At 43.2% G+C, this 21,039-nt stretch carries 20 protein-coding genes, 1 pseudogene and 1 riboswitch; of the genes and pseudogenes, 15 read left to right on the forward strand and 6 right to left on the reverse strand.

The genetic code is table 11. The annotated features are described in order from the left end of the window. The first annotated feature begins 130 nt into the window (after window positions 1-130). The 3 genes from treR to PS3_RS02880 all read left to right on the forward strand — a co-directional run bounded on the left by treR (window position 131) and on the right by PS3_RS02880 (window position 3,487). Window positions 131-850, forward strand: coding sequence for a trehalose operon repressor (treR, locus tag PS3_RS02870; protein WP_040467965.1), 720 nt, complete (start codon window positions 131-133; stop codon window positions 848-850). A gap of 8 nt (window positions 851-858) precedes the next feature. Then, window positions 859-2,541 carry an alpha,alpha-phosphotrehalase gene (treC, locus tag PS3_RS02875; RefSeq protein WP_007122003.1) on the forward strand — a complete coding sequence of 561 codons (1,683 nt, stop codon included), beginning with the start codon at window positions 859-861 and terminating at the stop codon, window positions 2,539-2,541. An 85-nt stretch (window positions 2,542-2,626) separates the two neighbouring features. Continuing rightward, window positions 2,627-3,487 carry an aldo/keto reductase gene (locus tag PS3_RS02880; protein ID WP_007122004.1) on the forward strand — a complete coding sequence of 287 codons (861 nt, stop codon included), beginning with the start codon at window positions 2,627-2,629 and terminating at the stop codon, window positions 3,485-3,487. Between the two features lie 103 nt (window positions 3,488-3,590). On the opposite strand, the gene PS3_RS02885 is transcribed toward PS3_RS02880, so the two are convergent. Then, on the reverse strand, window positions 3,591-4,025 hold the full coding sequence (locus PS3_RS02885) for a MerR family transcriptional regulator (RefSeq protein WP_007122005.1): 435 nt from the start codon (window positions 4,023-4,025) through the stop codon (window positions 3,591-3,593). 242 nt (window positions 4,026-4,267) lie between these two features. On the opposite strand from PS3_RS02885, the gene PS3_RS02890 reads away from it, so the two are divergent. From PS3_RS02890 to PS3_RS02910, 5 genes are all read left to right on the forward strand, one after another. Next, the gene (locus PS3_RS02890) at window positions 4,268-5,893 is read left to right on the forward strand and encodes a malolactic enzyme (protein ID WP_007122006.1); all 1,626 of its coding nucleotides are present in this window, start codon (window positions 4,268-4,270) and stop codon (window positions 5,891-5,893) included. A gap of 128 nt (window positions 5,894-6,021) precedes the next feature. Then, window positions 6,022-6,543 (forward strand): GNAT family N-acetyltransferase, encoded by a 522-nt coding sequence (locus PS3_RS02895; protein WP_007122007.1) that lies wholly within the window; start codon window positions 6,022-6,024, stop codon window positions 6,541-6,543. Between the two features lie 336 nt (window positions 6,544-6,879). After that, on the forward strand, window positions 6,880-7,215 hold the full coding sequence (locus PS3_RS02900) for a TIGR04076 family protein (RefSeq protein ID WP_040467966.1): 336 nt from the start codon (window positions 6,880-6,882) through the stop codon (window positions 7,213-7,215). 22 nt (window positions 7,216-7,237) lie between these two features. Beyond that, the gene (locus PS3_RS02905) at window positions 7,238-8,287 is read left to right on the forward strand and encodes an aldo/keto reductase (protein ID WP_040467967.1); all 1,050 of its coding nucleotides are present in this window, start codon (window positions 7,238-7,240) and stop codon (window positions 8,285-8,287) included. A 13-nt stretch (window positions 8,288-8,300) separates the two neighbouring features. Further along, entirely contained in the window at window positions 8,301-9,695 is a 1,395-nt protein-coding gene (locus tag PS3_RS02910; protein WP_040467968.1) for a Na+/H+ antiporter NhaC family protein, read from the forward strand. A 55-nt stretch (window positions 9,696-9,750) separates the two neighbouring features. Here the strand turns inward: PS3_RS02910 and thiE are convergent, their stop codons facing one another. From thiE to PS3_RS02935, 5 genes are all read right to left on the reverse strand, one after another. Further along, window positions 9,751-10,404, reverse strand: coding sequence for a thiamine phosphate synthase (thiE, locus tag PS3_RS02915; RefSeq protein WP_007122008.1), 654 nt, complete (start codon window positions 10,402-10,404; stop codon window positions 9,751-9,753). Window positions 10,405-10,415: 11 nt separating this feature from the next. Next, on the reverse strand, window positions 10,416-11,213 hold the full coding sequence (thiD, locus tag PS3_RS02920) for a bifunctional hydroxymethylpyrimidine kinase/phosphomethylpyrimidine kinase (RefSeq protein ID WP_007122009.1): 798 nt from the start codon (window positions 11,211-11,213) through the stop codon (window positions 10,416-10,418). Then, a complete protein-coding gene (gene thiM / locus PS3_RS02925) occupies window positions 11,206-12,006 on the reverse strand; it encodes a hydroxyethylthiazole kinase (protein ID WP_007122010.1) in 801 nt (266 codons plus the stop codon). Before thiM ends, thiD begins: the two co-directional genes overlap by 8 nt. Before the next feature lie 64 nt (window positions 12,007-12,070). Beyond that, a riboswitch (TPP riboswitch) is annotated at window positions 12,071-12,178 on the reverse strand. A 23-nt stretch (window positions 12,179-12,201) separates the two neighbouring features. After that, window positions 12,202-13,353 carry an ArgE/DapE family deacylase gene (locus PS3_RS02930; protein WP_007122011.1) on the reverse strand — a complete coding sequence of 384 codons (1,152 nt, stop codon included), beginning with the start codon at window positions 13,351-13,353 and terminating at the stop codon, window positions 12,202-12,204. A gap of 9 nt (window positions 13,354-13,362) precedes the next feature. Next, entirely contained in the window at window positions 13,363-14,883 is a 1,521-nt protein-coding gene (locus PS3_RS02935) for a glutamate--cysteine ligase (RefSeq protein WP_007122012.1), read from the reverse strand. Between the two features lie 386 nt (window positions 14,884-15,269). Here PS3_RS02935 and PS3_RS02940 point away from each other — a divergent pair, with 386 nt between their 5' ends. The 7 genes and pseudogenes from PS3_RS02940 (at window position 15,270) to tpiA (ending at window position 21,017) form a co-directional block, all read left to right on the forward strand. Beyond that, complete coding sequence (locus PS3_RS02940) at window positions 15,270-15,527, forward strand: chorismate mutase (protein ID WP_040467969.1); 258 nt, start codon at window positions 15,270-15,272, stop codon at window positions 15,525-15,527. Window positions 15,528-15,536: 9 nt separating this feature from the next. After that, window positions 15,537-16,702 (forward strand): annotated as a pseudogene (gene aroC, locus PS3_RS02945) (chorismate synthase). Continuing rightward, complete coding sequence (locus PS3_RS02950) at window positions 16,703-17,239, forward strand: hypothetical protein (protein ID WP_040467970.1); 537 nt, start codon at window positions 16,703-16,705, stop codon at window positions 17,237-17,239. A 2-nt stretch (window positions 17,240-17,241) separates the two neighbouring features. Then, on the forward strand, window positions 17,242-18,540 hold the full coding sequence (gene aroA, locus PS3_RS02955; RefSeq protein WP_007122013.1) for a 3-phosphoshikimate 1-carboxyvinyltransferase: 1,299 nt from the start codon (window positions 17,242-17,244) through the stop codon (window positions 18,538-18,540). Next, a complete protein-coding gene (locus PS3_RS02960) occupies window positions 18,537-19,631 on the forward strand; it encodes a prephenate dehydrogenase (RefSeq protein WP_007122014.1) in 1,095 nt (364 codons plus the stop codon). Before aroA ends, PS3_RS02960 begins: the two co-directional genes overlap by 4 nt. A gap of 3 nt (window positions 19,632-19,634) precedes the next feature. Then, entirely contained in the window at window positions 19,635-20,153 is a 519-nt protein-coding gene (locus PS3_RS02965; RefSeq protein ID WP_007122015.1) for a shikimate kinase, read from the forward strand. Between the two features lie 78 nt (window positions 20,154-20,231). Next, window positions 20,232-21,017, forward strand: a complete 786-nt coding sequence (tpiA, locus tag PS3_RS02970; RefSeq protein ID WP_007122016.1) for a triose-phosphate isomerase — start codon at window positions 20,232-20,234, stop codon at window positions 21,015-21,017. The last annotated feature ends 22 nt before the right edge of the window (window positions 21,018-21,039 follow it).

Genomic DNA, 21,039 nt, shown 5'->3' on the forward strand with positions numbered 1-21,039 from the left:
TTTTCATTTAACAGTTGAATTTTATAACTTGTGCAGACAAGTGTCGATAGACTGTTTATACAAAGAAGAAATAAATTTATTAACATGTCTGAACAAGTTGTGTATAATGATGGGCAAAGAGGTAGGGGTAATGAGTGAAGTAAGTAAACAACAGTTAATTGTGCAGGATTTAGCCCAAAAGATTCACCATCATCTATATGAGGTGGGTGATTATTTACCAAGTGAATATCAATTGGTTGATTTATATGGGGCCTCGCGTAATACCATTCGTAAGGCCTTGGATGAACTAACCGAGATGGGCTTTATCCAAAAAATTCAAGGCAAGGGATCGGTCGTCTTAGATTTTCAACGATACGCCTTTCCGATTTCCGGAATCACTAGTTTTAAAGAGTTGAATCGATCGATGGGGATGGCGGCGCATACCAAGGTCCTTAAACAGGAAACTTTAGATCAGCTTCCCCCTGCTTGGTCTGTTCCAGAAGCCAAGGTGGATAAGTGCGTTTATCTAGAACGGTTGCGGTTTGTCGATGGTGAACCCAGTGTTTACGATCTTGATTGTTTACTTAGTCCGCCGGTGGTTAATTTTCCGACATTGCATGATGATGATTCGGTTTATGAGATCTTGGAAAATCAAATGGGACTCCCAATTTCTTATGCGACTAAGGAAATTACCGTTGAAGCGGCCGATCAACGGATTGCTAACCAATTAAAGTTAGACCAGGCGCAATTAGCAGTGGTGGTCAAAAGTAAGGTTTATCTTGAAGATACGAGCTTGGTGCAACTGACGATTTCTTATCATCATCCTGACAAATTTCGTTTTATTGATTTTGCGCGTAGAAGAAAGTTATAGGTGATCAGATGACTAGACAAACAGACTTAGGTAAAAAAGTAATTTATCAACTCTATCCCAAATCATTTTATGATTCTAATGGGGATGGAATCGGTGATTTACGTGGGGTGATTCAAAAAATCGATTATTTAAAGCAACTTCACATTGATCAAATTTGGTTTAATCCTTTCTTTATTTCACCGCAACATGATAATGGCCATGATATTGCTGATTATTACCGGATTGATCCTAAATTTGGGACGATGGACGACTTTCGGGAGATGGTGAAAGTCTTAAAAGAAGCGCACATTGGGGTCATGTTGGATATGGTCTTAAATCATATTTCGACTGATCATGAATGGTTCCAACGGGCCCTAGCTTGGGATGCCAAATACCAAAAGTTCTTTTATTTACGTTCGCCCAAAGCGAATGGCGATTTACCGAATAATTGGGAATCTAAATTTGGCGGCCCTGCCTGGGCGCCCTTTGGAGATAGTGGTCAATATTATCTATGCCTTTATGACAAGACCCAAGCAGATTTAGATTGGCATAATCCCGAAGTTCGCCAGGAGTTAGAGAAAGTGGTCCGTTTCTGGATGCAAGAAGGGGTGGAAGGGCTTCGCTTCGATGTTATTAACGTGATTGGTAAAGATGAACAACTAGTCGATTCACCCAGTCCACGCCAATTAACAGTCGAAAAGGCCTTATATACTGATACGCCGGTGGTCCACCAATATCTCAAAGAATTAAATCAAAAGACTTTTGGAGCCGATGACCAGATTGTGACGGTCGGTGAAATGTCGTCATCAACGATAGAGAATTCGATTGAATATACGAACCCGTCGGAACATGAATTGGACATGGTCTTTACCTTCCATCATTTGAAAGTCGATTATCAAGACGGGAATAAGTGGACGGATATGCCTTTTGATTTCCAAAAATTAAAGCACTTATTAATCGACTGGCAGACTAAAATGGATCAAGGTCATGGTTGGAATGCTCTCTTTTGGAATAACCATGATCAACCATGGGCCCTCAGTCGATTTGGCGATAGTGGTCAATATCGGGAAAAGTCGGCCGAAATGTTAGCAGCCGCTATGCATTTATTACGGGGAACCCCATATATTTATATGGGTGAAGAAATTGGGTCCATTAATACTCCCTACCAATCGATTGATGAATATAATGATGTGGAAAGTATCAATGCTTACCATCAATTAATGGCGGAGGGGAAAAGTCCACAGGAAGCCCTACATTTGGTTTATTTAAAGTCCCGGGATAATTCAAGGGTTCCGTTGGCCTGGGATGATTCTCCTCAGGCGGGATTCACCACCGGAACCCCGTGGCTACAACCAAAGAATCAAGAGCGGATTAACGTGAAAGCGGAATTGGATCATGGAGAAATTTTTAATTTCTACCAAAGATTAATTCAGCTCCGGAAAAGCGAACCCCTGATTTCTGCCGGGCATTTCCGGGCGCATTTAGCTGACCATCCAGCAGTATTGGCTTATGAACGTTATCTTGATGATGATCAGCTCCTGGTCTTCAATAATTTTTATGGCGATGCAACAGAAGTTTTAGTACCAAGTGAATTTGTCGGAAAAGGGGGACAGGTTCTAATTGATAATTATGAAGCGGACCTCGCGCAACTACCGGGCCAAATTAAATTAAGGCCTTATGAAAGCTTAGCTTTTAAAATCTCACGATCATAATCTACTTAAGAGGCAGGTGAAGAAAACGGTTCTTCACCTGCCTTAAGTGTTAAAATGGACATAAATTCAGATTGGGGGTTATGGTATGCAAGAATTAACTAGTTTACGGTCACCATTGAAATTAGCTAACGGGGTGGAAATCCCTGGACTGGGTTATGGGACCTATAAATCGTCGAATGAAGAAGTTACGCAAGCCGTTATAGACGCCTTAGCAGCCGGCTATCGTCATATTGATACCGCTGCTTATTATGGCAATCAAAAGGGGATTGGTGAAGCCTTACGACAAACCGATCTTTCCCGAGAAGATATATTTATCACGAGTAAGGTATGGAATACTGACCGTGGTTATGATCAAACTATGGCTGCCTTTGAAAAGACAATTGCTGAATTAGGGGTGGACTATTTAGACCTATACTTAATTCATTGGCCAGCTAATCGGAAGCAATTTGGCGATCAAGCCCGCAAGCTCAATGCTGATACCTGGCGAGCTTTAGAAAATCTTTATCAGGCCGGCAGAGTGCGGGCAATTGGAGTTTCTAACTTTATGCCAAACCACCTTCTGGAATTAATGGCTGATAGTCGGATCAAGCCAATGGTAGATCAAATTGAATACCATCCAGGGTGGCCGCAAGAAGCCACACGACGGTTCTGTCAACGCCATGGAATTTTAGTTGAGGCTTGGCGTCCATTAGGTACCAAAGTGGCCTTAGAAAATCCGTTAATCCAAGAGATTGCGGATAAATATCAACATAGTCCGGCCCAAGTTTGTCTCCGCTGGAGCATTCAACAAGGTCTTTTACCATTACCAAAGTCGGTTAACCCAGAACGGATGAAAGCAAATGCGGATATTTTTGATTTTGAGCTCACCGAGGATGAAATGGACGTGATTAGTTCGATCCGTATTGTTAGTGCGAAAAATCAAATTCCAGATCAAGTGGACTTTTAAATTAAAGCCGATGGTCTTATAATATAGACCTTGGCAGGGGCGCCGATGAGGCACGAAAGGCTCTTAAACACCTAATTGAGGTGCTTAAGAGCCTTTTTACGTATTATAAATTATCTGTATCTAAATGATGATGGCTTTGCGCGACATACTTTTCGGTTCCATCAGCAACCGCTTGTTGATAATAGTGGCATTTATAATCAATCGTATCCATGGTTGCCTGAAGTTCATCCATTTGGTGCTGAACTTGGGTCTTTAATTCTTGAAACATGGCTAAGCGTAAGTCGAGCGTGGCATCACCTTGGTCACACCACTTCATGAATTGTTTGATATTTTTGATCGACATCCCGGCCCGTTTTAAGCATTCAATAATGTTGATGGCATTGATATTTTGTTCAGTGAATTGCCGCACTCCAGCCGCGTTTTTCTGTAAATTCAGAATCAAGCCCTCATGATCGTAGTAACGGAGGGTCGGGACGGAAAGGTTAAACATCGCCGCTACTTCACCGATGCTGTATGTTTCATTAGCAATTGTATCCATTATTTGCTCCTCAACCTAAAGTTAACTTTAGGTTAGTATAGCAGATTAACATGGAAAATTGTTAAGAATTTCTTAATTCATAAAGTTGCTGACCGCTTAAGTTAAAATTACCCAGTTAAAAATGCGGTAAGCTAGGTATTTACAAAAGTATCTATAATAAATATTTATCATATTTAGAATTATTGACAATTTTATTTATAAGAACTATTATGACCGTGAAATTAAAGAAAAGAGGCACTATCATGGGGATTGGACAAGCACGGTTAAATAACCCCTTTTTAAACAAGGGGACGGCCTTCACAATGGCGGAACGCCAGACATATGGTTTGATTGGTTTATTACCACCACGGGTTAAAACGATTGAAGAACAAGCGGCCGAAGTTTATGCACTTTATCAATCTAAGGATTCGCAAATCGAAAAACGTCATTTATTAATGGAAGTTTTCAATACGAATCGGACCCTATTTTTCTATTTAATGGAAATGCACATTAATGAGTTTATGCCCATTGTTTATGATCCGGTTATTGCGGAAGCGATTGAACAATATAATGAACGCTATCTGAAACCACAAGATGCCGTTTATTTAAACGTTGACCATCCTGAACTGATTGAATCAAGTTTAAAAAACGGGGCGAATGGTCGTGATATTCGCTTGATTGTCGTTTCTGATGCTCAAGGAATTCTAGGGATTGGTGATTGGGGAGTAAATGGTGTCGACATCTCGGTTGGTAAGTTGATGGTCTATACTGCTGCAGCCGGGATTGATCCAGCTCAAGTTTTACCAATTTCAATTGATGCGGGAACTGATAATGAACAGTTATTAAATGATCCAAATTACTTAGGACAACGCCACCACCGGATTAGTGGCTCAACTTATTTTGATTTTATTGATCAGTTTGTGACATCAGTTGAAAAGTTGTTCCCGAATTCGCTCCTGCATTTTGAAGATTTTGGTCGGGGTACGGCTGCCAAAATTCTGGATCAATATCAAGATCGAATCTTAACTTTTAATGACGATATTCAGGGCACCGGGATTATTGTGTTAGCAGGAGTTTTAGGGGCACTTAAAATCGCTAAGCAAGAATTAGTTGATCAAAAATTCCTGTCCTTTGGTGCCGGAACTGCTGGGACCGGAATTGCTAAGATGTTGTATCAAGAATTGTTAAGGCATGGACTCACTCCTGACGAAGCCAAGAAGCACTTTTATTTGGTGGATAAACAAGGCTTGCTCTTTGATGATACAGAGGGGCTAACCGACAAACAAAAGGCTTTCACCCGGCAACGGTCTGAATTTGATAATGATAGGGACTTAACTGATCTTAAAACCATTGTTCAGACCGTGCAACCAACGGTATTAATTGGAACGTCTACGGTTCATGATGCCTTTACTGAAGAGGTTATTAAAGCTATGGCTCAGCATTGTGAACGACCAATTATCTTCCCGATCTCCAACCCAACGAAAAAAATTGAAGCTAACCCAGTTGACCTTATCAAATGGACGCAGGGACAGGCCTTAGTGGCTGCTGGAATTCCCGTTGATGATTTCAATTATCAAGGGGTTAGCTATCACTTTGGTCAAGCAAACAATGCTTTGATCTATCCGGGTGTCGGAGTGGGAGCTCTGGCCGTTCAAGCGGAAAAAATTAATGATGAGATGCTAGCCGCCGCTGCCCATGCCCTTAGCAACTTGGTTGATTCCACCGAAAGTGGGGCGCCCGTCCTACCACCAGTATCACAACTTCGTCAATTTTCAAAAGTCGTGGCTACGGCCGTTGCTCAATCTGCTATTGATCAAGGGATTGCTGCGCCGCAATATCATGACGCTGCCCAAGCTGTAGCGGATTTTGTTTGGGAAGCTAAATATTAAGTTGAAAATTAATTGATGTGATTCAAAATTAACCGCATCAATTGCTCCCTTAATCTGATATTCATTAAAAGACTTATCAAAAAACGTCATTTTTGATAGAATATTAAAAAGTGATTAAGGAGAAGATTGTGTCTCAAGTTGAAATTCGACCAGTTAAATTAACGGAAATTAAGCAATTACAACACTTAATGCGGGTGGCTTATGTCCAAACTTACGTTGAAGATCATAATCACCTCGATGTTAATACCTATTTAAATCAAGATTATAGCTTAGATCAAATCCGCCAAGAGATGGCTAATCCCCAGTCGCAATATTATTTTTTAGTGGTTCATGATCGACTCGCTGGTTACCTCAAATTAAACATTGGTCAGGCGCAAACAGAGCCAGATTATCCGGATGCTTTGGAAATTCAGCGAATCTATATTCTGGAAGCCTTTCAAGGTCTTCATTTAGGGAGCCAATTGATGGAATTTGCTCACGAGCGCGCTCGTTTTCATGGGGCCAAACAGATCTGGTTAGGGGTTTGGGAGAAAAACTATGATGCAATGGAGTTTTATGCCAAATTCGGCTTCCATCAAGTCGGCTCGCATGACTTTATCCAAGGATCTGATGTGCAAACGGACTACATTTTGTTAAAAGAATTGGATTGAATAAGGGAATTTTCATCTCCATTAGATAAAACTAAGATTCTCATTGTACTTTAATTGTATCTTTGCTAAAATATTTATATCAATTTGAAAGGAAAATCAGTTATGACATTTAATGATCTCCAATTTAATACTACTTGGCAAAGCTGGCATTAGACGGGGTTGTTTCTGTTAGGTACGGATGCAACCACGGCGTCACATCCGTGCTGGCTGATTTTAAATTCTAAAAAGCCTGCACAATGATCCATAACTTGTGCGGGCTTGTTCTATCTTTGGGCATGTTCGTGATCACGAGCATGCCTTTTCTTTTATCCTGTAGAGCATAGAGGAGTAATAAAAATGACGAAATCAGATACCTTTAGACTATATGACCTCAAAGTCACCGTAGTTGGAAATGAGAACGAGTTTGTATGCGGTCATCATGCTGGTGATTATTTTCTAGTGCAAGGAGAAAATATTGTGTTTCCCGAGGAAAAACAATTTTCAATGTATTCACTGAGCGCCTTGTTACCACTTTTACCAGCTAAACAGCGGTCGCTCGATGACCATGATTGGATGTTTACCGATACATTGATTGCTTGTCCAGATCCCAACTGTAAAGCGCAATTTAAAATTGAACGAATGGGTGAGCGGACTCTTCATCATAGCGAAACAACGGTCGTTCCACTGCAGTAATTAAATTTAGGAGGAAATTATTATGAGCAATCCACAAAGTAAGATCCGGTTAGCCAATGGCTATAGCTTTAATCGTGTGATTAACGGATGTTGGCAATTATCGAGTGAGCATAATTTACAAGGACAAACTGATGTTGATGATGCGATTAAAGGTTTTCACGAATTAGTTGATCAGGGCTTTACCACTTTTGATTGTGCTGATATTTATACGGGGGTCGAAGAGATCCTAGGCCGTTTTGTGGATGAACTCAAAACGAGCGGTCACTATCAAGAAGAAGATCTTCAAATTCACACCAAATTTGTCCCAGATAAAAGTATGTTGACTAAAATTGATCGGAACTACGTTGAGCGGATCATTGACCGTTCATTAAAGCGGATGCATCGGGAGGCGATTGATCTGGTTCAATTCCACTGGTGGGATTTTAATGTGTACGGCATGATGGATACCGCTTTTGAACTCGTCCGCCTCCAGGAGAAAGGGAAAATTCGCAATATTGGCATGTGTAATATGGATACCGAAAGACTAAAACAAATGCAGGATGCGGGGATTAATGTGATTTCCAATCAAGCCCAGTATTCATTATTTGATCGGCGTCCTGAAAAGTCATTATTAAAATATAGTGCTGACCACAATATTTATACCTTTGCCTATGGTACTTTGGCTGGTGGTTTTTTAGCTGAACGCTATATCGGTAAGGAATATGACCATCCTGAAACGCGGTCTCAAGTTAAATATATGCAAATCATTGAAGATTCCCTAGGTTGGGATGGTTTACAAAAACTATTACCACTTTTAAAGGAAATTGCTGATGATCATCAGGTTTCGATTCCTAATGTGGTTGCTCAATATATTCTGAATCAACCGGGGGTCGGGGCAGTTATGATTGGGACGCGAAGTTCCCGACACGTAAAAGATAATTTGAGGACCTTGCAATTCCAGTTAACTGACGATGAGATGGAGGCAATTAAGGAATTGATTGATCAATACCCAACACCAACGGGTGAGTGTTACGAATTAGAACGAACCTCGCCACGCTATCAGGGGATCATTTTAACCGACCTAGACCACTAAAAGGGGGATGTTTATGCAAGATGAACCTACTTTAAAATTCCACGGCGGGATGTTCATGTCCCTGATACCAGTGGTAATTTATGCCCTAGTTTGTGCAACTTTATTTATCTATTTTAAGGCTTTTAATATGGAAGCCTTGGCCGCGGGCGGCCTGGTAGCCCTCCTAATTGGTGGACTAGCTTGCACTAGTTATCAAAAATTTTGGGAGGCGGCAATTAACGGAATTAGTTCGATTCCCTCCGTATCTGTCATTGTGATTTTATTAATGGTGGGGATGTTTAGTGCCCTCGTTAAATTATGTGGTTTGTCCAATGGCTTTGTATGGTTAGCTAACTATACTGGCATCCATGGGAGCCTCTTCGTTGCTTTTACCTTTGTAGCAACTTGTATTGTTTCAACCGCCACCGGGTCGTCTTTGGGGACTATGTTCATCGCTTTTCCCATTTTTTACTCGGCTGGGCTTGCTTTAGGTGCCAACCCGATGATGATGGCCGGGAGTATTGTTTCAGGTGGAATTTTTGGTGATAATCTAGCGCCAATTTCTGATACTACAATCGCTTCATCGTCAACTCAGCAATTTAATGATGGACATCCAGCAGATGTCGGAGGTGTCGTTGCCAGTCGAATCAAATATTCATTAGTTGCTGGGATCATTACGACCATAATTTTCGCGGCCTTTGGGGGAGTCGGACAAACATATCATGGTGGTGCACTATCAGGCACGGCTTCGCCAGTTACCCTAATTATGTTAATTCCGGTAGTAATTATGTTGATAGTTTCCCACCGAACTAAAAATATTTACGCGGGAATTTTAACGGGCCTGGTTTTAGGAACCGCTACGGGCTTATTGTTTCATTTGTTTAAATTTAAAGATGTGTTCGCCAATCATCCATCGTCAAATGAAGTAACAGGATTTTTAGTTACGGGGATTGATGATATGCTGCCTACCGTTGCCTTAGTCATTGCGGTATTCGGGATGGTAGGTGTATTAACGCAAGCCGGCATGTTGGATTATATTGCTGATCGGATTCTTAAAAGTAAATTAGGTCGTACGGCACGGGGAACCGAAATTATATCAATGATTGGGATTTCCTTAATTACCGCCATTTTTGGTGGGGTAACTAGTGCAGCCATTTTGACGGCGGGACCAATTATTAATAAGATTGGTCATGCCCGTCATATTCATCCATATCGGCGCGCTAATTTGTTGGATGGAACAGCTAATGGGATTGCCTCAATTATTCCATTTATGAGTGTGTTTGTATTTATCGGAGCTGCTTTAACCAAACTTTCCCCAATGGTTGTGGCTGCAGGGTGTATTTATCCGATGGTCCTATTTTTGACCTTCTTATTTGCGGTTATTAGCGGATGGGGTCGTCGAATGGAAAATGATACTAAGGTAAAGTAAAAACTGCTAGTAAGGAGATTCCTTGCTAGCAGTTTTTCGTTTGGGGATTTAAAGATCAATAGCAATTCAAAATCTGACTAACCGGATTATCAGGGCCAGCGGGCATCCCGGCGGCTAAATTATCAAAAATACCGGCGATCGCTGAAATACCAGCACAGCCACTTGTTAGGACTTCTGGCACTTTAGCGGGAGTAATCCCGCCAATTGCAACGACTGGGTGCTGACTAATTTGGACTAAATGTCCCAATTCTTTGACCCCTAAAGCTGGATCAGCATCCGCTTTTGATTTGGTCGGGTAGATCGGCCCACTGCCGATATAATCAACTTGGACTTGGTTAGCATGTTCAACTTGTGCTACCGTATTGCATGAATAGCCAATCATTAAATCATCCCCAGCTGCTTGGATAACTTCTTCGATGGGTTGATCCTTTTGACCGACATGGATCCCATCTGCGTTAATTTTTTGAGCTAACTCCAGATTATCGTCAACAAATAAAGGAACCTGGAATTGGCTACAGATGGTGCGCACTTGAAAGCCTAGCGCGTAAACGTCATATTCCACGAGGTCACTTTTTTCTCGGAATTGAAAAGCAGTGATCCCAGCTTGACAAGCCGTGGTGAGTTTCAAGAGAAACTTTGTTGGATCGTGATCCACGTCTTGGGAACCACCGATGAGGTAACAGTGGAGCATCTCAGGTTTAAATTGCATGGTGAAACCTCCTATAAAGCCCAGTGATTTAATGGCCCATGACCATGACCAACTTCAATTCCATCGCGAATCGTCGCGGTGACATAAGCCTTGCTGGTTCGAATCGCTGTTTCCAAGGGAACGCCCTTCGCCAATTCTGCGGTGATGCAAGCCGAAATGGTATCGCCAGTGCCGTGAGTCCGGATCGTATCAAAGCGCGGACTGGTCATCCAAAAGGATTCGTCATTGGCTAAGAGCACAAAATCTTGGGCTAGGCCCGATTGATCAAAGTGACCACCTTTGACTAAGACATTTTTAGCCCCGAGATCTTGGAGTTGATGCCCAACTGTTACCATTTCTTCCTTAGAGTCAACCTGCATTCCAGTCAGGCGTTCGGCTTCTGGCAAGTTAGGCGTAATCAAAGTTGCCAGGGGTAATAAGTGTTTTTTAACAGTTTCGATTGCATCGTCAGTTAGGAGGGGGGCACCGCCTTTAGCGATCATTACCGGGTCAACTATGACAGGACCAAAATCATACTTTTGTAAATTAGCCGCAACGCACTCCACGGTTGGAACATCGGCCAACATACCGGTTTTGCAGGCGCGAATCTGGAGATCATCATTTAAAGAGGCGAATTGGGCATCAATCATCGCGGGGGGCAGGGGCATGGAGTCCTGAACGCCTAGGGTATTTTGGGCAGTGATGGCGACTAGGACGGCCGTGGCAAAAACATGTCGCATTTGCATAGTCTTGAGATCCGCTTGCATTCCAGCCCCACCACCGCTATCGGAACCAGCGATTGATAAAGCTTGTGGGAATTCATTAACCATGATGAAGTTCCTCCTTTTCCCAGTGATTGATTTTATCATTAGATACTAAATATAGTTCATTGAGCAGCCCGTTAAACCATTGTCCTGGTAATTTATCGTTGACTTTTTGTCCGCAAAGGGCAAAGGTGAGGGCGGCTTGGTAGGCAGCTTCTAAATATTCATCGGTCGACGCAACGGTTAAAAAGGCGGCGACGAGGCTAGATAATAAGTCACCCGTGCCAACGTGGGTTGCAAAAGCTGGTGTCCCATAAGGAACCGATTTAACAGTTTTCCCATCACTGATGTAGTCAATTTCACCGGTCATGATGACGATCGTATGGTATTTTTGCGCACAGGTCTTCACAATCGTAGTGAGTTGTTCAAAATCAACTTCGTCACCCCCGGCATCAATCCCATGAGTGTCCCAGGCAACGCCAGCTAAAAAGGCAATTTCACCGACATTCCCCCGGATAGCAGAAAAATCATAGTCACGTAGCAAAGTATCAACTACCTGGCTTCGATAGGGACTGCTGGCGACGGCAACTGGATCTAAAACTAAGGGCTTGCCTTGTGAATTGGCTGCTTTACAAGTTAACTGACTTTGGCGAAATTGCTCCTGATTAATGGAACCCACATTGATGGTCACCCCTTGAGCAATGTTGACCATCGCTTCCGCTTCTTCAGGAGCACTAGGCATAATCGGTGAGACCCCGATGGCATTGAGACCGTTGGCCACATCGCCAGAGGTAATGGTATTGGCTACCGTCATTACGATCGGATTGGTAGCTTTCAGCTCTGTTATAAAATCCGTCATTGAACTTCCTCCTCTAATAAAAACAACTCAATTCCACGCGAGGGGAATTGAGTTGGGATTGGATAAAACTCGAACTGCACTTTTCCTTCGCAAGTGTTAACTTAACAGGTTCAAAGGGTTTGTAAGTTTGCTTACATCTCGACTTCGCAAAGAAGCACCCCTAGTACATATAATTTATTTTATTATACCGCGATGCTATTCTTTGGTAAAGAAGGCCTGGATAAAGGCATGATAAAAGGCAATCGCTTTTTGATAATCAGATACCGGCACATATTCATCAATCGCGTGCGAGGTTTCTGATCCTGGCCCAAAGTCAATAATGTCAAAATCACCCTGGGCATGAACAAATTCAGCGGCTTCATTAGCGCTAACTGCGCCGACGGGTTCGGAAATAAAACCAAAAAGGTCTTCATAGACCGTTTGCGCTAATTTCATTAAAGGAGAATCAGCCCGCCCGGGAACCGCTTCTTCTGGGAAGCTATATTCAAGTTTTAAGTCTGTCGTGGGGTCCTGGTTTAAATCTTCGATTAAGCCCTCAATTACATCATAAAACATCTGATTCGGGTAAATCGGAATCGTCCGAATATTACCCATTAAACTGGCATCTTCGGGGATGGTATTTACTTGTTCACCACCCTTAATGAGGGTAACGTTATGCACCACTTCGCCGAGGACGGGATCCACTTGATCGAACTGTTGCATGGCCGTTTGCATCCGCTGATAAAATAGTAATAGTTTATCAATGGCGTTAATGCCTAAATGAGGCCGGGCACTGTGAGCTGATTTACCTTTGGAAGTAACCCGATAATCGATCACTCCCTTAGCCGTATAAGTAATTTCATGGAAACCGGAGTTCGGTTCGGCAATAATTACTGCATCAGCCCCATCAAGCCAGCCGGCCTTTGTGACTTGGGCCGCGCCATATTCGCCGGTTTCTTCTCCAACCGTACCAATTAATTTGATTGTGCCGGTCACCGGTTGACCACTTTGCACAATTTCTAAAAGGGTTACAATAATCGCGGCCAGCCCGGATTTCATATCAGAGGCACCGCGCCCATACAGTTTCCCATTGCGGACTTCGGCTTGGAAAGGGTCACTCGTCCATTTTTTTAAATCGCCGGCTTTAACCGTATCCATATGCCCGGTTAAAACTAAAGTTGGCTGGCCATTGCCAACCGTAACCATAATATTATCCCGACCGGGAGCATAATTGAGACGATCGATCTGAACGTTCGAAAAAGGGGTGAAGAGCTGCTCAATATAATCAGCGACAGCGGCTTCATTTTGGTTTTCACTAGGAATCCCAATGATATCTTTTAAAATCTGTAATTGTTGCGTCGGTTTCAAGGGATCCTCCTATGGTTTCTCATCCGTTAGCTCGGCTAATTCTGGGAACATGTTAGCTAAATATTGCTCCGGTCCTTCTGGGAAGATAAATTTAATCGTTTTATCAAAGAATTCCAGATGATCACCCACGGAGAGTTCAAAGTGGCTATCATCTTCAAAAATAACGGTTACGCCCATTTCAATCGCAGCCCTGAGAAGTTGTTGAGTATTCTCGGGATATTGGTCCTTTAAAACCTCAATCGGGTGTTCATAGTGCCGGTTCATGCTGAAACGATCATTAGCAATCAAAAGACCGTAATTCAGGTAGTCTTCCGGACTAATTAATTTTTCCATGATCTGACCACTAATGGTCAAACTGGGATCTTCAACCCGCCGCCGGGTGAACAAAAGGGCGTCTTGATAAATTTTTGGCGCGTTAACTTCATCGGCGAAAGCTTCTATTTGGTCTAATAATTCACTCGCCCGATCCTTAACCCAGTCAAATTGTTCGGTTGGGTTCTGAAGGGCCACTTGGTTATTAAGCTCCACGGCTTCGACTAAGCGCGCATTCAATTCAGCCGGTTCTTCCAAGGTTAAGGTATAAGTCAGGTATAATTCTAAGAAATTAAGTGTATCGTTGCTAATTCCGGAACGGGAAAGAGGATCTAAGTCAAAAGCCCGAATTTCAATCCAGCGCGTCCCATTATTTTTGATATCGGCTAAGGTATCTGCCGGCGTCTTTAAGCGCACGGGGCCATAAAATTCATGATGGGAGAAGTAGGTGCCATCATCAACATATTGTTGAATCTGATTAATAAATTGGTCAAAGCTGCCATAAGCCACTTCTTCGTCAGGTAGATTAGCATAGCCGTATTTACTACTCCGGAAACTCCGCATTGGTCCTTGAATTTCTGCTGGCAGATCCGTTGGCCGATTGGTTAATAGTGGTGAACAGCCAAAGAGATAGGTGAATAACCAACGGTTGAGGACGAAGCCTTGCGCTAATTGGAAATAAATTTCATTCCGAAATTCAGTCATTGACGCATACTTTTCCTTAAAGCCATGGTGATAGAGACCATAAATTAATGAATCGTTCAAGCTATAACCTACGTGAACGCCCGTCATAATTTGGCGCACTGTCCCATATTTTTCTTGAAGGTAATCATGGTAATCGTCCATCCAATGACGGGTATTATTATGACCAGCGTATTCCAGATCAGCATCATTTAATTCGGGCAAAACACTCAAGGGCCAATAGCGTTCATCTTCGTGTAATTGATCATGAACAATTTGTTGGAGGATCTTAGTATTTTTGACTGCCGCCGTCGCTCCCAGGGTCGGAGCACTAGCAATTTCAGTCATGGTATCAGAAAAGTCAGTTTTCAAGTAGGGGTTGTGGCGGCGACTACGAAAGACTTGTGGATAAGGGTAGCGACTTAGTTGACCATCGGTTAAAATCCGGTGTTGTTCTAACTCAATCCCAAAGTTGCCTTCTAAAAGGAGGTCCATTAATTGTGGATTCTCATTTAAAATTTGTTTTACAGTTACCATTTATATCTCTCCATCACAATCGGATAAATCTGAGTATTATTATAGCAATGAATAGAAAGGAGCAAAAGTTTTATTTAACAAGCATTGACAGTATATATTAGAAATGTTTTAATGATTATACCATTTAGAAAAGAGCGGTGTTCATAATGAAAAACCAACTTAAGCGACAAAACTTATATTTTATTGGTGGTGCTTACTTTAACTAGCGCCTAGATCAACTGATCTAGGCGTCACGTCTAGACCGGGTATCGCCAGTTTTCATTATGGCATGCTGGTCACCTAATCAGCATGCGCAACCAATCGATAGTAAAGATGATCGTTGACCAGCTTGATTAGGATAATTTCTAGTCAGGCTGGCCTTTTTATTTACTTGTGAGGTGAAGAAGATGAATCCTTTAGAAGAATATCGGGAACAAATCGATGAAGTGGACGAACAATTAGTGGCCTTGATTGCTAAACGCTTTGAAGTGGCGGCTAAAATTGGTGAATATAAGAAAGCCCATCAATTACCAATCTTTAATCCTGCGCGAGAAGAAGAAGTTTTGCGTAAGGTAGCCCGGTGGAATACTAATGATTTCTATACGGAACAAATCCAACAGGTATATCAAACCTTAATGGATGAAGCTAAAAAGATTCAAGAATAGGAGATGACTATGCATTACATTACGGCTGGGGAATCACATGGTCCCCAATTAACAGCGATTATTGAAGGAATTCCAGCAGGCTTACATTTAGATGTTGATGAAATTAATGCGGCCTTAGCTTCCCGGCAAGGTGGGTATGGACGTGGAAACCGGCAACAGATCGAACACGATACGGTGGAAATTGTTGGTGGGGTCCGTCATCAAATCACGATGGGGGGCCCGTGGCACTAGTGGTTAGAAATCGAGACCATGGCAACTGGGGACAAATTATGGATCCGGTGGCGCCTGCTACGCCCGAAAATTCTGTCCGGCGGGTGGAAAAGCCTCGTCCGGGTCACGCTGATTTAGTCGGGGGGATGAAGTATCGTCATAAGGATTTACGCAATGTCTTGGAACGCTCTTCGGCTCGCGAAACCGCGATTCGCGTGGCTGTTGGAAATGTTTGCCAGCAACTCTTAAACCAACTAGGAGTTAAGTTAGTGGGCTATGTTAAACAGGTGGGGCCGGTCTCGGCCGCGGGCGATTTAACAACGGATGTGGATGCTATTCGCTCCGCAATTAGTCAAAATGACATGCGAGTGTTGGATCAAAGTAAAGTCGAAGAAATTCATGAATTGATTGATGAAACCAAGCGACAAGGCGATACCCTTGGTGGCTTGATCCGAGTGGTGGTGGAAGATTATCCAGCCGGAATTGTCTCCTACGTTTCTTATGATACAAAACTAGATGGCAAACTAGCGGGTGCTGTCATGAGTATGAACGCCATGAAAGGAGTTAGTATTGGAGATGGCTTTGACGCCGCTACGAGCTTTGGTAGCCAAGTGATGGACGCCATAGATTGGTCCCAAGACTCAGGCTGGACTCGCTTGTCCAACCATCTCGGTGGAATTGAAGGGGGGATGAGTAACGGGATGCCAATTGTGGTTAATGCAGCCATGAAGCCAATTCCGACCCTCTATCATCCGCTCCAAACGGTTGATGTGAACACCAAAAAAGTTGTTAAAGCCAATGTGGAACGCTCGGACACGACAGCCATTGCAGCGGCATCAGTTGTCATCGAAAATGTGGTGGCAATCGAATTAGCGAAGTCCTTACTCGAGACCTTTAACGCTAGCAATTTCCAGCGGTTACAAGCGGATGTCCAACGCTATCGCAATGAATTTAAGGAATATTAAATGACGGTAATTCACACTTTAGGTCCCCAACAAACGGATAGTAATCGGGCAGCCGAATATTTTGTCCAAAAGCATTCTGATCAGGATTGGACAATTAGCCTGCATGCTTCATTTAAACATATTTTAATGAATTTAAGTGATTATGCTGGCGATCAATTATTGATTCCGGCCGCCTTTCAGTCCAAGCAACTGCAATTAGCTTGGGGAGATGTTCATTATCTTTATTTACGCCAGTTGGCCTTAAAAGAGACCTTTATTTATGATCTCGATCCCTTGGTGCTACTGGAAAATACCCTAGTGGCCAATCAAGTAGGCTATACGCATGCGGCGACGGCACGGCTGTTAGAACAATATATTCCAGACGTGCAAGTCCAAACCGCCCCCAGTAAATATTTGGCCTATCAAGAATATCGGAAGAATGGCCAATATGCCTTAACTAATGAACAATTAATTACTTTAATGCCATATGAGCGTCAAATTGCGCGCATTGAGGTACCAATGGTCTGGTGCCGATACCAGATTAAGGAGGATGATTAGCTTTGAAAATTTTACCAACCGCCCCCCAAGGACTCCAGGGGACCTTGCAAGTTCCTGGAGATAAAAGTATTTCCCATCGGGCCCTGATGATTGGTTCAATTAGTGAAGGGGAAACCCAGATTGAAAATTTTTTGACCGGTGAAGATTGTTTATCAACCTTGCAAGCTTTTCGGGACTTAGGCGTCCAAATAGAGCAGACAGGAACTCAGGTAACCATTCATGGGGTGGGGTTAAGAGGCTTAAAAGCTGCTAGTCATCCCTTAGATATGGGAAACTCTGGGACCACCACCCGTTTAATGATGGGTCTGTTAGCTGGGCAACCCTTTGAGAGTCATTTAACAGGTGATGATTCCCTACAAAAACGGCCGATGAAACGGGTCGCGGAACCTTTAAGCCAATTTGGTGGTCGGATTGACTTAAGTCCGGCTGGAACGCTCCCAGCGACCGTCATTGGTCAGCCTTTACATGCAACCAATTACCAATTGAAAGTAGCAAGCGCTCAGGTCAAAAGTGCCTTGATCTTGGCGGCCTTGCAAGCGGATGGACCTTCAACGATTAAGGAATTATTACCAACGCGGAATCATACGGAAATAATGCTGCGTCAATTTGGAGCCGAGATAGAAACTGCGTCCGATGGTTTAACCATTACCGTTCAACCCCAGCCCAAATTACGGGGACAATCAGTAGTGGTACCTAGTGATATTTCATCCGCCGCTTTCTTCTTAGTGGCGGGGGCGATTACGCCAAATTCTACAATTACGCTCACAAATGTTAATTTAAACCCGACACGGACTGGAATCCTTCAAGTGCTCCAAAAGATGCAGGCTGATTTAAGAATCACGTCCAAACCATCTGACGGGGAGCCATTGGGTGATTTAACCATCAGAACAAGTGACTTAGCCCCAATTGAAATTGGGGCTGCAGACATTCCAGCTGTCATTGACGAATTACCATTGGTGGCACTGTTGGCGGCTCGAGCCCAGGGGCAAAGTGTCATTCGAGGCGCCGAAGAGCTCCGGGTGAAAGAAACTGATCGGATCGCCACCGTGGTTGCCGAGCTGCGGAAATTAGGGGTGACGGTCGAAGAATTGCCGGATGGGATGATTATTCAAGGACGTCCAGCCTGGGATATTCAGGATCACCAATTAGATTCTTACGGGGACCATCGTTTGGGAATGATGAATGCAATTGCGGCCTTAACGGCTGACGAACAGTTGACCTTAGCAAATGAAGCGGCGATTAAAGTCTCGTATCCTACTTTCTTTGCGGATTTAGATCATTTATTAGGGGGCCAGGCATGACGAAAGTATTAATTAAAGGTTTGGGCTTAATTGGCAGTTCCCTTGCGCGAGCCATTCGGTTACAGCACCCCGATGTGCAAATCCTAGGTGATGATCTAAATTCAGCGAGTCTTGATTATGCAATGCAAAACCAAGTAATTGACCAAGTGGTGGCTAATTGGGATCAAGTGGCGGAAATGGATGTCATTATCTTTGCCGGACCAGTTTCTCAAATTATTAAGGACATTCAAGACTTAAGTCACCAGTCCTTAAAAACTGGCGTCTTAATTACTGATGTTGGGTCCACCAAACAAACGGTCATGAAAGCTGCCCAGGCTTTTAAAGACCAAGCAGTCAATTTTATTGGCGGACACCCCATGGCAGGTTCGCACAAAACCGGAGTTTGGGCAGGACGGGCCAATCTCTTTGAGAATGCTTTTTATTTTCAGATTCCTTTAAACGCGGCCAGTGCACAACAATTAGACAAGTTACAGGATTTATTGGCAGCAACGAATGCAAAGTGGCTCCAAGTCACCGCACCGCAACACGATAAGATTGTGGCCCAGATAAGCCATGTTCCGCATGTGATCGCCTCAGCCTTAGTTAATCAAACCGAAAGGACTTTTCAAGGTGATCCCTTAGGCATGCGCCTAGCAGCCGGGGGCTTTAAGTCGATTACCCGAATTGCTTCGGCGGATCCAACCATGTGGAGTGCCATTTTACTGAATAATCCGACGATGATTAAGGAACAATTGCATCAATTTCAAGCTGAATTAACGACGGTTGAAACCTGGATCGATCAGGGCGATCAAGCTGCAATCTTTGACTTCTTTAAACAGGCCAAAGTTAGCCGCGATCAATTAGGCCCTGACAAAGTAGGCGCCGTTCCCGGACAATATGATTTATTTGTAAATATTGCCGATCAGGTGGGCGCCTTAGCTGATGTGACGCGTCGGGTGTCGCAAGCTGGTTTAAATTTAGTTAATTTGCATATTTTAGAAATTCGCGAAGAAATTGATGGCATCTTGCAATTAACTTTTAGTACCGCCAATGACAGAGAACAAGCACGCCAAGTCTTGCGTGACTACGAAATTATTACTAAAGGAGAATGAGGAATGAAAGTTGTATTAGTGGGCTTTATGGGTAGCGGAAAGACCACCGTGAGCCGTTTATTAGGGCAAAAGATGAATCTCCCGGTGACGGATTTAGATGATGTTATCGTGGAGCAAGCCGGGCCAATTCCAGTCATTTTTGAAACCAATGGAGAAACTTTCTTCCGTCAAATTGAACATGACCTCTTGCTGGAGTGTTTAAATCAAGAAGGAATCCTGGCAACCGGTGGGGGAACCCCGATTCGAGAAGATAACGTGGCCGCTTTAACTGATGATGATGCTTTAGTCGTCTTATTAAAAGCGAATCCAGAAACGACGGTGGCGCGGGTAGATAATGATCCTAATCGGCCGCTTTTAAAAGAAGACTTTAGTACTAAGCACGTGCAGGAAATGATTGATGCACGGGCTGAACATTACCAAAATGTTTGTGATATGCAAATCCAAACGGATGCTTACACTCCCGATGAAATTGCTGAAATGATTATCCGGGAAGTGGTCGATCGGGAGCGCGAAGTTGGTTAAGCTATTGATAGATACATTGCTTTTCCGTTTAAATTAAGCTATTCTACGAGTAGAAAAATTAACGAGGAGCAAATAACAATGCGAAAACCATTTGTGGCGGCCAACTGGAAGATGCATAAGAATGTGCAAGAATCCGTTGACTTTATTAATCAAATTAAAGGAAAACTACCATCGTTTGACCAACTGGAAGTGGGGATTGCGGGGACGACCTTAGCCCTGCATTCGATGGCTGTCGCTGCTAAAGATTCTGACGTGCAAATTATTGCCCAAAATGCCTTTAAGGAGTTTGAAGGGGCCTATACTGGTGAAATTAGCCCGAAAGCGTTGGCAGATTCGGGGGTCGATTATGTTTTGTTAGGTCATATTGAACGGCGGACTATGTTTAATGAATCGAACCAGATGGTTAACCAAAAGGTTATCGCAACCTTACAAGCTGGGATGACGCCGATTATTTGTACCGATGAGACGATGGTGCAGAAGGAACATGGGGGAAGTGTCCACTATGTCTTTGCCCAATTGATGAATGTCTTACACGATGTTTCCTTTGACCAAGTAAAAAACATTATCATTTCCTATGAACCGAGTTGGGCGGTCGGCGCGGGTCAACATGCTAACCCGATCTTAGCCGAAGAAGGATGTCGCCAAATTCGGCAAACCATTGCGGATTCATATTCTTATGAGGTTGCCGATAAGATTCGGATCTTGTATGGTGGCAGTGTTAATCCTGATAATATTGAGGAATTAATGCGCAAGCGTGATATTGATGGTGTTTTAATTGGCCGGGCCAGTTTGGATGCCGATAATTTCTTATCGATGGTTAATACCGTAAATAACCTAAATGCTAGTCCGAAAGTTAAAGATTAGAAAAAGAGGCCGGTGAAAATTC

The organism is Limosilactobacillus gastricus PS3 (genome assembly GCF_000247775.1).
GTDB lineage: Bacteria > Bacillota > Bacilli > Lactobacillales > Lactobacillaceae > Limosilactobacillus > Limosilactobacillus gastricus_A.

Coding starts and splice junctions, on each gene's coding strand:
- treC (WP_007122003.1), top strand. CDS start 859: ATGACTAGACAAACAGACTTAGGTAAAAAAGTAATTTATCAACTCTAT.
- treR (WP_040467965.1), top strand. CDS start 131: ATGAGTGAAGTAAGTAAACAACAGTTAATTGTGCAGGATTTAGCCCAA.
- PS3_RS02885 (WP_007122005.1), bottom strand. CDS start 4,025: ATGGATACAATTGCTAATGAAACATACAGCATCGGTGAAGTAGCGGCG.
- PS3_RS02900 (WP_040467966.1), top strand. CDS start 6,880: ATGACGAAATCAGATACCTTTAGACTATATGACCTCAAAGTCACCGTA.
- tpiA (WP_007122016.1), top strand. CDS start 20,232: ATGCGAAAACCATTTGTGGCGGCCAACTGGAAGATGCATAAGAATGTG.
- thiE (WP_007122008.1), bottom strand. CDS start 10,404: ATGCAATTTAAACCTGAGATGCTCCACTGTTACCTCATCGGTGGTTCC.
- PS3_RS02940 (WP_040467969.1), top strand. CDS start 15,270: ATGAATCCTTTAGAAGAATATCGGGAACAAATCGATGAAGTGGACGAA.
- PS3_RS02960 (WP_007122014.1), top strand. CDS start 18,537: ATGACGAAAGTATTAATTAAAGGTTTGGGCTTAATTGGCAGTTCCCTT.
- PS3_RS02910 (WP_040467968.1), top strand. CDS start 8,301: ATGCAAGATGAACCTACTTTAAAATTCCACGGCGGGATGTTCATGTCC.
- PS3_RS02880 (WP_007122004.1), top strand. CDS start 2,627: ATGCAAGAATTAACTAGTTTACGGTCACCATTGAAATTAGCTAACGGG.
- PS3_RS02905 (WP_040467967.1), top strand. CDS start 7,238: ATGAGCAATCCACAAAGTAAGATCCGGTTAGCCAATGGCTATAGCTTT.
- PS3_RS02890 (WP_007122006.1), top strand. CDS start 4,268: ATGGGGATTGGACAAGCACGGTTAAATAACCCCTTTTTAAACAAGGGG.
- PS3_RS02965 (WP_007122015.1), top strand. CDS start 19,635: ATGAAAGTTGTATTAGTGGGCTTTATGGGTAGCGGAAAGACCACCGTG.
- thiM (WP_007122010.1), bottom strand. CDS start 12,006: ATGACGGATTTTATAACAGAGCTGAAAGCTACCAATCCGATCGTAATG.
- PS3_RS02950 (WP_040467970.1), top strand. CDS start 16,703: ATGACGGTAATTCACACTTTAGGTCCCCAACAAACGGATAGTAATCGG.
- thiD (WP_007122009.1), bottom strand. CDS start 11,213: ATGGTTAATGAATTCCCACAAGCTTTATCAATCGCTGGTTCCGATAGC.
- PS3_RS02935 (WP_007122012.1), bottom strand. CDS start 14,883: ATGGTAACTGTAAAACAAATTTTAAATGAGAATCCACAATTAATGGAC.